The sequence below is a fragment of the Proteiniclasticum sp. genome (assembly GCF_003514505.1).
Taxonomy (GTDB): domain Bacteria; phylum Bacillota; class Clostridia; order Clostridiales; family Clostridiaceae; genus Proteiniclasticum.
Genome location: NZ_DOPX01000023.1, coordinates 17,272 through 30,640, shown reverse-complemented (window position 1 = coordinate 30,640; position 13,369 = coordinate 17,272). Strand labels below are relative to the sequence as shown.

Genomic DNA, 13,369 nt, shown 5'->3' with positions numbered 1-13,369 from the left:
GTTTAATTTTCAAAGAACTGTTTTTGCATTCTCTTTTTGAGAGAACATTTTCATTATAGTACCGGGGTACTACATTGTCAATCGCTGAAGACCTTGAAACAAGACTCGTTCGGCGACGTTCATAATAATAACATTTTATTTTGAGCCCAAATTGCCAAATATCTTTAAAAAATGAGTTTATCTTTCCATAGTTCTCTTTTTCTTTAAATATCTTCTTTTTTCATATCGTGATACACACGGTAAAGTTTTTGTTAAGATGTCGTTAATACATTGAAATCTCATAGATAGAGCGCGCACATTCTCTCTCTTAGCTCCGGATTTTTAGCCCACAAAAAACCCTCTTCCTATCGAAATAGAGAAGAGGGTTTTCTTAAATATTAACTGATTTCTCCAGTTTTTCTGTACTTCCTGATTACTACTAGATAAAAGAATGCAAATAAAACAAGACCTTTAAAAATACTGGACACGGTAATGGCCCACCATACTCCATCTAAACCCAAGCCTAAATCCTGGGAAAAGAAATACGCCATGGGGATTCTTAGTAGATTAAAAACTATCCCCACCACGGATGGGTAGAAAGTCTTGCCAAGTCCATTGAACGCTCCCTGGTTGGAGATCTCCAGTGTGGCAAACCACTGGGAGAAGGCAATGATCATGAGATAAGACGCTCCCATTTCCACCGTTATGGGATCATTTATGAAAATGGTGAACAGAGGGACAGCAAAGAAATACAAAAGAGCCATGGCAAAAATACCAATGAAGGACATGAGTCTCAAGCCCGAGAAATATCCTTTCATGATTCGGTCATATTTCTTCCCTCCATAGTTTTGACCAACAAAAGCACTAATTGCGGTGGAGTATCCGCTGGCAGTCATCCAGGATATGGACTCAATCTGAGAACCCAGTTTCTGTGCTGCAATGGCTTCTGGACCATACACAGATATAATCCGAGCCAGAACCATCCCAATGATAGAAAAAAGGCCGTTCTGTATACCAACGGGTAAACCCAGCTTTATGATGATTTTTATTCTGGACAAATCAATCCGTTTAAAAATATTGATTTTAAAGAAGCTGTCTCTGCTGGTAGCCATGATGATGATAAAAATCACCGTCACAATCACCTGGGCAAGAACTGTTGCATAGCCAGCCCCATACACTCCCATGGGTTTTAGTGGACCAAACCCATGAATAAAAACAGGATCCAGAATCATATTGAGTCCTAAACCTGTAAGGTTTATAAGAAATGGTGTCCTGCTGTTACCAGAACCATTAAAAATCGCAGTAAAAACCGGATTGATAAAAGAGAAGAGAACTCCCACTGCAATGATGCTCAGATATCCCGTGGCAAGACCAATAACTTCAGGATCTCCCAAATTAAAAAAACTGATGAGAGGATGCCTCATGCTCAATAGAAAAGCTCCATATAAAACTGCGAGGAACATATTAAGATGAATAGCGCTCCTCGCGTAGTTCTTAGCACCCTCTTCATCTTCCTTACCAAGATGCTGGGCCACAAAGACCTCTGCGCCAATTTTAGAAAGAAGGATCAGAGAAAAAGAGAACCAGGCGAAAAACCCCGCAGTTCCCACAGCTGCCACAGAATTGCTTCCAAGTTTTCCTACCCAGAACATATCTGTCAGATTATATGTCATTTGTACAAAAGAAGTACCCATGATCGGCAGCGCAAGTTTTGTCAAAGTTGCACCGATATGACCATGGGTCAGATTCACTTTTTCGCCCATATAGCTAAGCTCCTTGCTCATTTAAATATTTCACGACATAATTATACCCCATGAATCTTCAGTATACCTAGAAGTTCCATGGGGATAATCAAATAATCTGTTCTGGTTTTTACTTAGCCTGTTCCAGTGCCTTGTTGATGGCTTCCTTCAGAGCATTGGAGGAAACAGTTGCACCTGATGCTACTTCAGCATCATCAGCGGACTTCTTTCCAACAACAGATGGGATAACCTTCTCTTCAGCACTTGGGAATAATTCTGGTGTTTCTGCATTCTCATCTACAGTAACTCCGGAGATTACTCCGTCCGCTACAGTAACAGTAAGCTTAATCACACCGTTGTGTCCCTGAGCTTCTCCCTGGTAAGAACCATCCTTAAGAGCTGCAGAAGATCCGCACCCTACAAGAACACCCACGGAAAGAAGTACAGAAGCTGCAAGCATAACAATTTTCTTCATCTATGACCTCTCCTTTATACATATGTATTTTGTCTAAAGATAAATCCATGGATTCTGTCCTTAAACACTACTTATTTTATCTCTATCTTTCAAATTTTTCAACTGCACCTGAAAGTTTTAAGGATTTTTATCAAACTAGAGATAAATTTTAAGAAATCCAACAGCATCAGAACTCTTATAGGATAATTCCAGCAGTTTCCCTCGATACTCCTGGGGTAATTGAAACGACAAAGTATATGTATCAAGCCAATGTCCATCCACCTCAACAGTGTCACTCTCTTTTCTCAGCTGATACTCTCTGATCTCCTCTTCGCCAAGGTTCAGAGCAAAATACTTTTCCATATTACTTGGTGACCAGTTTGGTTTATTTTCCTTCATTTCAAGTAGAGAAACCACCTGAAAACTGCACGAGAATACACTCCTGTTCGCACCAACTTGTCTTTTGAAATTCAGAAATTCAATTTCTCCAAGTACTCCATCAATTCTATAATCTTTCTGGCTGTATAGATTATGCTCAGCATAAGCCAGATACTTTTCGCCATAGGAATGCGTCGCTACAACCATACCTGTTGTACGGTCATTCAGCTGAAGATAATATTCTCCGTCCTCATTGCTGTATCCGCTGGCTAAAACATTCATCCCAGGATCCACAAAGAGAATTTCCGCATCCTTTAGAATATTTCCTTTATAATCTTTTACCACTCCATTAATTTTACCCATATCTCATTCCCTCAAATTCTGCACAGACTTTTTCTGCTATTTCATCCGATAGACTGCTCTAACTTCTACTATATACCATTGTACATGAAAATGCCTGTGCTAGTTCTGATGGTTTGCTAAAAATACTGAGCAAAAAAAGAAACTTAGTGTGTCCTCGGGAGTGGACGCACTAAGTTCTTTGGTTTAAGAGATTATTGACACACCTTTCCGGGATTGAGAATGTTTTTCGGATCGAATGCCAGTTTGATGTTCTTTAACAGCGACATATAGCTCTCATCATACTGCTCATACATGTAAGGTTTCTTTGCAAATCCTATACCGTGCTCTCCGGATACTACGCCCTCCAGCTCTCGGGCTTTTTCATACATCTTTTCAAAAACAGCTTCCAGTTTCAGTTTCCATCCTTCTTCATCTAATTCATCACGCAAGACATAAACATGAAGATTTCCGTCACCGGCATGGCCGAAGCTTCTGATTCTGACATTAAAAGTATCCTGAAGATCATGGGTAAAGTTTATGAACTCCGCCACCTTGTCCCTAGGCACACACACATCACATTCATCAATTTCAGTGGTGGATGCCTTCACTGCCTCCAAAAATGCACCTCTTGCAGACCAAATACTCTGTTTTCTTTCCTCCGTGTCTGAAATGAACACATCCAGCGCACCGCTGTCCAGACAGAGTTTCGCTACTGTATCATAGTTTTTCTCCACTTCCTCCAACGTATTCCCATCAAAAGAAAGAAGAAGATAAGCATCTGAGGAGTTGTCTGGGAATTTTTTATCCAAGAACTCCTCCGCTGCAAGAATGACTTCTCTTTGCATAAACTCAATGGCCGTCGGTGCAGCCTTAGACTTTATGATCTTCGGCACTGTACTGATGGCAAGGTCAAGATTTGGAAATGGAATGAGAAGACTCACAACTTTCTTTGGTAATGGCAAAAGCTTCAATGTGGCTTCTGTCACCACACCTAGTGTCCCTTCCGAACCGCAGAGCAGGTCTTTGATGCTGTATCCTGAGCTGTTCTTCACAACTTTACCGCCTACCTTGAGAATTTCACCATTTGGCAAAACCACTTCAAGGCCTCTTACATAGTCTCTGGTTACACCATATTTCACGGCACGCATTCCACCTGCATTGGTGTTGATATTCCCAGCAATGGTTGCAGTTTTTTCTCCCGGGTCTGGAGGATAAAAGAAATCTCTATCTTCCACATACTTGGAAATCTCCATGAGCATAACACCCGGTTCTACCGTCAGTGTCAGATTGTTTTCATCGAGCTCTTTGATTTTGTTCATTTTGGTCATATTGATCATGATCCCCCCATGAATGGGGACAGATGCTCCGACCAGGCCAGTTCCAGAGCCTCTTGCCACCACAGGTATGTTGTTTTCATAGGCGTGTTTCATAACCTTTGATACTTCCTCTGTGTTTAACACCTCCACCATGACCTCCGGCATGGATTCAATCCCGCCAAGTTCATCGTGACTGTAGTCCTCACTGATGGAAGAACCTGTATATACTCTATCTTTTCCAAGTACCGAAATTAAATACTGCACATCTTGTGCATCGATTTTTTTATAGGACATAATTAGGCTCCTTTCGTCTTTCGCACATTTTCAATAAGCTGAGGTAATACTTCATATAAGTCACCAACAATACCGTAATGAGCTACATTGAAAATGGATGCATTCTCATCATTATTTATTGCAAATATATGTTCTGAGCCATTCATACCAGCAGCAAACTGAACGGATCCAGAGATGCCAAGGGTAATCATAAGCTTTGGTTTCACAGTTCTTCCACTTAACCCCACTTGACGCTTCGCTTCAATCCATCCACTTTCCACCAGTGGTCTTGTTCCTGCAATCTGTGCACCTAGAAGTTCTGCCAGCTCTTTCACCAAAGCCATGTCCTTTTCGCTTTTTACACCACGTCCCACCGCAATAATGGTCTCTGCATCGGAGATGCTTATTTCAGTCTCCTTTTCACGCACTTCCAACACTTCAATTCTTGATACAAGATCTTTCTCTGGTAAAGTTCTTATCAGCACCTCTCCTGTAACCTCTTCCATTCTTTCTATAGCATTCATTACCTTGTAACGCACCGTGGCAAGCTGTGGTCTGGTGTTGGGCGTTTTGATTTGGGCCATGATATTTCCACCAAAGGCTGGTCTGATCTGTACAAGATCACTGTTCTCCTTTATTTCAAGGACTGTACAGTCTGCCGTGAGCCCAGTCTTGAATCTTGCGGCAATTCTTGGAGCCAGGGATCGGCCTATAGTAGTTGCTCCAACTAGAATGGAGGAAGGTTTCACTTCATGAATGAATGCTTCAAAGGCTTTCGCATAGGGCTCAATTCTGAAATACTGAAGCTCCTTATGGTCATATACGTAAACTTTATCCGCTCCATAATGCAGAAGCTCTTCTGCCTGATTCTTGATCCCTGAACCAATGAATAGCGCAATCACTGGAAACTTTACTTTCTCCGCAAGCTCTTTCGCTTTTCCAAGAAGCTCCAAAGTTACAGGATGAATTTTCCCGTCCACATGGTCCACATAAACGGCGATTCCTTGCCACTGTGATTTATCAATAGCGGATTCCTCTTCTGTTTCCACCATCTCCATGACTCCCTGAGGTCCACGTTTCACGCAGATGCTGCACATTTTACAGCCTTCATTGATGGAGAGTTTTCCATCTTTCTCTTCCAGTGCATGGAATGGACAGATACTCACAAGTTCTATCAGATTTTCTTTCGTCACCAAATGATCATGAACAATTAGTTTTTTCATTTATTCTTCCCCCTATACCAGTTTTAGTTCAACAAGTTTATCGGAAACCTGTCTGGAAACCACTTTTGAGTCTCCTCTATAGAACTCCTTTTCTCCAGTACTTTCAGGAGGGAAAATCCGTTCTACTTGAGTTGGCGATCCATTGAGTCCGTAATGCATTTCATCCTGATCAAAGAAATCCTTGACACTGAGAACTTTGATTTCCCGGTCAGCAGTTTCCATTTTTCTCTTGTAGGAAGGAAGCCTGGGTGAAAAAATATCCTTTTCTACAGTCATAAGGCATGGATACTCTACAGCAGCAACTTCCACTGTGGTTGGCATATCCATCTCCACAACAACTCTGCCTTCTTCATAGCGCACAATTTTTGTCACATTGGCTACGTGGGGAATGTTAAGATACTCCGCCATCTCAGGTCCAACTTGAGCTGTGTCGCCATCGGTGGTCTGTTTTCCGCAGATGATCACATCAAACTCTCCCAAGCTTTTCACCGCCTGGGATAATGTATAGGAAGTGGCAAGCACATCTGCTCCTGCAAACTTTCTATCCGATACCAACACACCTTCGTCCACACCCATCATATACGCTTCACGAAGTACTGCTTCTGCCTGTTTAGGTCCCATGGTCAGTGCTGTGATGCTTCCGCCATGAAGCTCTTTCATCCGAAGTGCAGTCTCCAAGGCATACAGATCATAAGGATTCATTTTGGAATCCACCCCATCTCTCTTCAGCACTCCTGTTTTTTCGTCCACTTCCACTTTATTGGAACCTGGAACTTGTTTAATACACACTACAATTTTCATATAATCCTCCCCATATATATAAATTAACCTAACAACCCGATAACCAGTGGAATGATGAGTACGGTGGCAAGTCCTGCGATACCTATAGAAAGACCGCTCATGGCCCCTTGCGTTTCACCAAGCTCCATAGCTTTAGAAGTTCCTACTGCATGAGACGCCGTGCCCATGGCCACGCCTTGGGCCACCTCATCTTTGATTCCCAGTATTTTAAGAATAAAAGGTCCCATGACCGCACCCAGGATCCCCGTAAGAACGATGACCGCAACAGTCAAAGACACAACCCCTCCGATTTCCTTTGACACTTCCATTCCAATGGCTGTGGTCACTGATTTTGGCAGCATGGACACTGCAATCTCAATATTGACACCAAAGAGTCTTGCAAGACCGATGACACTAAGGACAGAAGTTGCACTGCCAACGAAAATACCAACCAGGATTGGAAGCCAGTCTTTCTTCAGAAGATTGATCTGCCTGTAGAGCGGAACAGCCATGACAACGGTGGCAGGTCCAAGAAGAAACAGGATGTAGCTTCCTCCCAGATCATAGGTTTCTTTCGGTATCTCAAAAACTATGAGCACAAGTATCACAAAGATGATCGCCAGTAGAAGGGGATTCAAAATGGGGTTCTTTGTTTTTCGCTGTATGAGAATTCCGATTTCATAGCAGACCACTGAAAGTAAAATACCAAAAACCGGCGTTTTAAGAAAATCCATCATGACTTTACTCTCCTTTTCATCAGCTGAATTGTCCAACCTGTGACTCCCATGACAAGAACGGTGGAAATTAGAATAATTGCTAGAATCGGAAGCCACGCTTCCTTGATCACCTGAAAGTTAGACATAAGACCCACTCCAGCGGGCACAAAGAGAAAGGCCAGATGATCCAGTAGAAATTTAGAAATATCTGCGATCTGCTCCAATTTAAGCAATCCAGATAAAAGGAGCAGAAATAAAAGAATCATACCGATGACTGTTCCAGGGATACTGATACCGGAAAAAACTCTCACTGCTTCTCCTAAGAGAAGAATCAGAAGCACCCAGGCTAGTTGTCTTAACAGTTTCATAAAGGCCTCCTTGAATTTCGATTTGGTACTATGGTCTATTGGTCTGACCAATTTATGATGTAATGTTAACATAATTTTGAAAACGTTTAAAGCATAGTTTAGAAATTAACATGCAGATTTTACCTCTGCCTCTATGACCAACTCTCCTGAATCAGCATGCTTTCTATTAATTGAAATGCTGCTTCCCACTGGAAAGATCGTGAAATTTATTTTATTTCAATAAAACGCTCACATATTCTATTGATTTTGTTTTATATTTATCAATATTCGTCTTTGTATAGCAAACAAAAGAAGCACTTGCCTTCCATTTGGACGGTGTGCTTCTCCATAAAACTAAAGTTCCATATATCTGATTATAAGATTCATATGTTCCTGCATCACTTCAGCTGCTTTTTCCTCATCACGCTCTGCCAAAGCTCTGTATATATTCTCATGATGCTGAAGCAGGATTTCCTTATTCTCCTCATGGGACAGAATTGCTTCTCTCGCTTCTTTGATAAAGGAGTCCATCAGGGAAGATACTGCTGTCAGGATGCTGACAATGAGCCTGTTTCCAGACTCCTTGGCGATGATATAATGAAATTCCTTATCTAGAACCACATTATATTTCTCATCCAGGGTCTCTCGCATGATCTCTACGATTTCTTTCATCCGGTGGAGGGACTCTTCACTGATCTTCTTTGCTGCAAGTCTTACGGTTTCCACTTCCAGAACTCTTCTCAGTTCCAGAATTTCCATGTTTTTACTGTTCTGAAGGACAAACATCAAGGAGAGGGGCTCAATGAGATTGTCTTCGAAACTATCTCTGATATAGTTTCCTCCGCCTTGTTTGCTTTCGATGAGACCAATGATCTGGAGTGCACGAAGCGCTTCTCTCACCGATGTTCTTGAGACTTGAAACTTCTCCACCAGTTCTCTTTCCGGTGGGAGTTTTTCGCCCTTTTTGAGCTCTCCGCTGGTAATCATAAATTTGATCTGTTCAATGACTTCTTCATATACTTTTGTATTTTTTACCGGCGTATACATGATAAACCTCCAGTTCTTATTTCTCCTGTTTCTGTAGCCTATTAGAAACCATTTGAATGCAAGGCTCGAAAATCTTCAAAGACAGGATGCGGACCATCCGAGCTAGAAAATCTTCCTCGTCCACTCCTCACAATTCCAGATATGTGTAGCAATTTCCTCATAGAACTCTCTCTCATGAGAAACCAGAAGTATTGTGCCTTTGTATTCCTGAAGCGCTCTTTTCAGTTCATCCTTCGCATCCTGATCCAGATGGTTCGTTGGCTCATCCAAAATCAGCACATTGGCATCCCGGTTCATCACCTTGGCAAGTCTCACCTTTGCCTGTTCTCCACCAGAGAGTACCATGACTTTTGATTCAATGTGTTTTGTAGTAAGACCGCACTTGACTAGAGCACTACGGACCTCATACTGGTTATACGCTGGATAGGACGCCCAGAAATCTTCAATACAGGTATTATAGTTGTCCTTTTGGCCTTCTTGCTCAAAATAACCGATTTCGATGTTCTCACCTGTTTCGATTTCTCCGCTGAACGGAGGAAGAAGCCCCATAAGACTCTTTAGAAGAGTAGATTTTCCAAGACCGTTGGCTCCAGTGAGCGCTACCTTCATTCCTTTTTCCAGATACACATTCACAGGCTTCGTTAGCGGTTCGTCATATCCGATGACCAGATGATCTGTTTTAAAGATCAGTTTTCCAGACGTTTTTCCAATTTTAAAATCAAAGCTTGGCTTTGGTTTGTCTTTCATAAGCTCAATCTTATCCATCTTATCCAGCTTCTTCTGTCTGGATTTGGCCATGTTGGAAGTGGCCACTCGTGCTTTGTTTCTCGCAATGAAGTCTTCGAGCTTTCCAATTTCCTGCTGCTGCCTTTCATAGGCGGCTTCCACCTGCTTCTTTCTGGCCTCATAGACTTCCTGGAAAGCATCATAATTTCCGACATAACGGGTTAGAGCTCTATTTTCCATATGATAAATAAGATTCACCACTTCGTTGATAAACGGAATATCATGGGAAATCAGCATAAACGCATTCTCATAACTCTTCAGGTAAACCTTCAGCCAGTCAATGTGCTCCTCATCCAGATAGTTTGTCGGTTCGTCCAGAAGAAGGATATCTGGAGACTCCAGAAGAAGTTTCCCAAGAAGCACCTTACTTCTCTGTCCTCCTGAAAGCTCATCCACCATCTTATCAAGACCTACATCCCGAAGACCAAGTCCTCTGGCCACTTCCTCCACCTTCGGATCGATGTTGTAGAATCCGCTGTTGTCTAAGATGTCCTGCAAAGTCCCCATTTCATCCATGAGCTTGTAGAGCTCCTCTTCTGTGCAAGAGCCCATCTTATCTCCAATGGTGAAGATCTCCTGCTCCATATCAAAAAGATACTGGAAGGCACTTTTCAGAACATCTCGGATGGTGGCTCCTTTCTGAAGACTGGAATGCTGGTCAAGATAACCTACTCGGACTCTATTTGCCCACTCCACTGTTCCTTCATCCGGCATCAGTTTTCCTGTGACGATATTCATGAAGGTGGATTTCCCTTCTCCATTGGCGCCGATGATTCCGACGTGTTCTCCTTTTAAAAGACGGAAGCTCACATCTTCAAATATGGCACGGTCTCCAAAACCGTGGCTGACGTTTTTTACTGTTAATATACTCAAATTCTCTCTCTACCTTTTCTTAAATTCATTATTCTACCACTTCTATTCCGTTCATCAGTCTTCTCAGATAATCCAGAGCGGCTATGGTGGTGCGTATTCTGATTCTCTCTCGTCCGCCTGTGAAGTATCTTTTCCACACATGGACTGCTCCATCCAGATAAATCCCTATGTAGACAAGTCCAACAGGCTTCTCTTCGGATCCTCCTGTGGGACCTGCAATTCCTGTGGTGACGAGGCATACTTCGCTGCCTGTAGCCTCATGAAGTCCCTGCGCCATTTCTCTTGCAGTTTCCTCACTGACCGCACCGAAGCTTCTCAATGTCTCTTCTTTCACACCAAGATATTTTACCTTTGATTCGTCACTGTAGGTGACAAAAGCTTCATTCAGCACTTTGGACATGCCTCCCTCGTAAGAAAGCAGTCTGGACGCAATCATGCCGCCTGTTACAGACTCTGCAATGGCAATACTTTTATTGTGTGAAACCAGTTCTCGTCCTATGACATCCTCCAGCGTGTCTTCATCAATGCCATAGATGTATTCCCCGATCCGCCTTCTGATTTCCTCTTCTACAGGTGCAATCATCAGTCTTGCTTCTTCTTCTGTCTTGGCTCTTGCAGTAATACGAAGAATGGACTCCCCGTCTTTCGCATAAGGAGCTACGGTGGGATTTTCTGAGGTATCTATGAGATCCTTCACTCTTGTGGCCATATCCCATTCCCCAAGGCCAATACACCTCAGAGTCTTGGAGATGATGGTGTGCTCCATGAACTGCAGAAGAAATGGCTTCACTTTGATTTCAAACATGGGCTTCATTTCCCGTGGAGGACCTGGCAAATTGATGATAAACTTATTCTCCGGCCCGATGATGATACATCCTGGTGCCGTGCCATTGGGGTTATCAAGGACGATGGCAGAAGCTGGAAACATAGCCTGCTTCTGATTCCCGTTCTCCATGGCTCTTGCATTGTTTCTAAAATAGGTTTCAATCACTTTGTAAGAAGGTTCATGAAGAACCAGCTCCTGAGAGAATACTTTCGCTGAGATTTCTTTCGTGATGTCATCCGGCGTAGGCCCAAGACCTCCCGTGGTGATGACAATATCTGCTTCTTTCAGCGCTTCTTTCAGCGCAATTTCCAGCCGAACCTCATTGTCCCCCACTGTGGTCTGTCTATAGATGCCAAATCCTAAAAGAGCCAGCTCCTTGGCCAGGTACTGGGCATTGGTGTTCACAATATCTCCAAGCAGAAGCTCCGTGCCTACTGCCATAATTTCTGCATTCATCTACTTACTCTCCTATACACTAAAGTGCTTCGTATCGCCATACAGTGCGATTTCACTGCTTCCTTCCGGGCTGATGACGATCTTTGAAATGCTGGCCTGCTCCACCACCGGTTTTTTCCAGAATTCAATGAATCCTTCTGGACTGAACTGACTCATAAGCGCTTTTAAGGTAACCCCATGGGTCACGATGAGTATATTTCCAGCAGCATGGTTCTTGGTAATGATGTCCAGGGCCTTCTGGGCTCTTCCCAATATTTCATCAAAATTCTCACCAGAGTTCTTTTGAAAGAGATGAGGCTTATTCCAGTAGTTTTCAAAGTTGTCTGGTTCCTTGGCTCTGATTTCTTCCAAAGTCTTTCCTTCCCAGTCTCCCATATTCATTTCTTTCAGTTCTTCCAGAAACTCCACCTCAAGGGGCAAATGGCCTTTGGCGGCCAGGGCCGTCTTTGCGGCACGTTCACTGGGACTGGTGTATATTTTTTCTATGTTGTACATTTTTACAGCTTCATGCAGCATTTTCCCCTGGGCAATGCCACGCTCTGTCAAAGGCGAGTTCATCCACCCCTGCAGTCTTTTTTGTGTGTTCCACTGGGTCTCCCCATGTCTTGTGATATAAAGGTTCAGCATTTTTACACCCACTTCTCTTTTTCTGACCCATCTATTCTACCATATGTGAAGTACCATGAAAACACTGATTTACTTTGCAAATCAGTGGGGACAGATATCCTTTGGCTTGAAAAAGAGTTTTCCCAAAGAGCAGACTCTCCGGAAAAACTCCAGTTTCAGTTCACCTTATTTGTTTTCACTTTCAATCAAAGCCAGAGCGATGGCGCCAATGACCCCTGCATCCTGTCCAAGTTCTGCTGGGACAATCTTGGTGGCATCAAACATAAAGTCAAAGCTTCTCTCACGGGCGGAAGCCTTCACCTTGTCAAAGAAGAGGTCCCCTATTTTAGAAACGCCTCCCCCAATGGCGATGACTTCAGGATCAAAGTTCACAATGAGGTTTGCGATCCCGATGCCTAGGTACATGAACGCCTGATCCAGAATCTCCTTGGCTACCTCGTCTCCAGCCAGATATGCCTGATGCACTTCGTAACTGGTGATGGTCTCCACCTCTTTCAGGGAGGTCTCTCTTCCAGCAGCTACTGCTTCCTTCGCTCTTTTGGCAATGGCAGTACCTGATGAAAGGGATTCAAGATCTCCATACTTTCCGCAGTTGCACTGATGCTTGCTGAAGGGCTCTATGGTCATATGACCCACTTCTAATGCATTGGATGTGTTTCCTCTGTAAGGTCTTCCATTGAGAACGGCTCCTCCGCCTACGCCCGTGGATACTGTGAGATACAGCATGTGCTTTGTGCCTTTTCCCGCACCAAAAGCATACTCTCCTAGAGCTGCCGCATTGGCATCATTGTCCAGATAGGTGGGAATCCCGAACTTCTTTTCAATGGGCTTTACTACATTGTAATTTTTGAAAGGAAGATTGGGTGTTGTGATGATGGTTCCTTTTTCCGCATCCAGTGGACCTGGTGAACCAATTCCGATGGCCCTGACCTCCTCATCACTGATCTGAGAAGCTTCCAGCACCATGGAGATAGATTCAAATATTCTATTCATGACCACCTCTTCTCCCAAATGGGATCCAGTGGCTAGGGTCGTCTTTTCCACAATATTTCCTTCAAGATCGCTGATGGCAGTGGTGATTTTCGTTCCGCCTAAATCTACACCAATCACATATTTCTTCATGTTCATCCTCCATACACTACACATTTGCTTCAATTATATCATGGGTTACCTGGATACCCTATCCATTCGCTAAAAATTTAGG

13 protein-coding genes are annotated in these 13,369 nt (G+C 43.2%); all 13 read right to left on the bottom strand.

The window, feature by feature from the left end:
• Positions 1 to 377 precede the first annotated feature (377 nt).
• The 13 genes from DEF30_RS07430 to DEF30_RS07370 all read right to left on the bottom strand — a co-directional run bounded on the left by DEF30_RS07430 (position 378) and on the right by DEF30_RS07370 (position 13,287).
• A complete protein-coding gene (locus DEF30_RS07430) occupies positions 378 to 1,742 on the bottom strand; it encodes an MATE family efflux transporter (protein ID WP_294097767.1) in 1,365 nt (454 codons plus the stop codon).
• Positions 1,743 to 1,851: 109 nt separating this feature from the next.
• Positions 1,852 to 2,196, bottom strand: coding sequence for an FMN-binding protein (locus tag DEF30_RS07425; RefSeq protein ID WP_074913139.1), 345 nt, complete (start codon positions 2,194 to 2,196; stop codon positions 1,852 to 1,854).
• A 135-nt stretch (positions 2,197 to 2,331) separates the two neighbouring features.
• Complete coding sequence (locus DEF30_RS07420; RefSeq protein ID WP_294097764.1) at positions 2,332 to 2,916, bottom strand: hypothetical protein; 585 nt, start codon at positions 2,914 to 2,916, stop codon at positions 2,332 to 2,334.
• Positions 2,917 to 3,107: 191 nt separating this feature from the next.
• A complete protein-coding gene (locus tag DEF30_RS07415) occupies positions 3,108 to 4,505 on the bottom strand; it encodes an FAD-binding oxidoreductase (RefSeq protein WP_294097762.1) in 1,398 nt (465 codons plus the stop codon).
• Positions 4,506 to 4,507: 2 nt separating this feature from the next.
• Complete coding sequence (locus DEF30_RS07410; protein ID WP_294097760.1) at positions 4,508 to 5,707, bottom strand: electron transfer flavoprotein subunit alpha/FixB family protein; 1,200 nt, start codon at positions 5,705 to 5,707, stop codon at positions 4,508 to 4,510.
• 12 nt (positions 5,708 to 5,719) lie between these two features.
• The gene (locus DEF30_RS07405) at positions 5,720 to 6,508 is read right to left on the bottom strand and encodes an electron transfer flavoprotein subunit beta/FixA family protein (protein WP_294097758.1); all 789 of its coding nucleotides are present in this window, start codon (positions 6,506 to 6,508) and stop codon (positions 5,720 to 5,722) included.
• Positions 6,509 to 6,531: 23 nt separating this feature from the next.
• Entirely contained in the window at positions 6,532 to 7,224 is a 693-nt protein-coding gene (locus DEF30_RS07400) for an LrgB family protein (RefSeq protein ID WP_294097756.1), read from the bottom strand.
• The gene (locus tag DEF30_RS07395) at positions 7,221 to 7,571 is read right to left on the bottom strand and encodes a CidA/LrgA family protein (RefSeq protein ID WP_294097754.1); all 351 of its coding nucleotides are present in this window, start codon (positions 7,569 to 7,571) and stop codon (positions 7,221 to 7,223) included. The genes DEF30_RS07400 and DEF30_RS07395 overlap by 4 nt, the downstream gene beginning before the upstream one ends.
• A gap of 333 nt (positions 7,572 to 7,904) precedes the next feature.
• A complete protein-coding gene (locus tag DEF30_RS07390; RefSeq protein ID WP_294097752.1) occupies positions 7,905 to 8,597 on the bottom strand; it encodes a FadR/GntR family transcriptional regulator in 693 nt (230 codons plus the stop codon).
• Positions 8,598 to 8,699: 102 nt separating this feature from the next.
• Positions 8,700 to 10,256: an ABC-F family ATP-binding cassette domain-containing protein gene (locus DEF30_RS07385; RefSeq protein WP_294097750.1), complete on the bottom strand. Its 1,557-nt coding sequence runs from the start codon at positions 10,254 to 10,256 to the stop codon at positions 8,700 to 8,702.
• A 28-nt stretch (positions 10,257 to 10,284) separates the two neighbouring features.
• The gene (locus tag DEF30_RS07380; RefSeq protein WP_294097748.1) at positions 10,285 to 11,538 is read right to left on the bottom strand and encodes a competence/damage-inducible protein A; all 1,254 of its coding nucleotides are present in this window, start codon (positions 11,536 to 11,538) and stop codon (positions 10,285 to 10,287) included.
• 12 nt (positions 11,539 to 11,550) lie between these two features.
• Positions 11,551 to 12,177: a histidine phosphatase family protein gene (locus tag DEF30_RS07375; protein WP_294097747.1), complete on the bottom strand. Its 627-nt coding sequence runs from the start codon at positions 12,175 to 12,177 to the stop codon at positions 11,551 to 11,553.
• Between the two features lie 153 nt (positions 12,178 to 12,330).
• Positions 12,331 to 13,287: an ROK family protein gene (locus DEF30_RS07370; RefSeq protein ID WP_294097745.1), complete on the bottom strand. Its 957-nt coding sequence runs from the start codon at positions 13,285 to 13,287 to the stop codon at positions 12,331 to 12,333.
• Positions 13,288 to 13,369 lie beyond the last annotated feature (82 nt).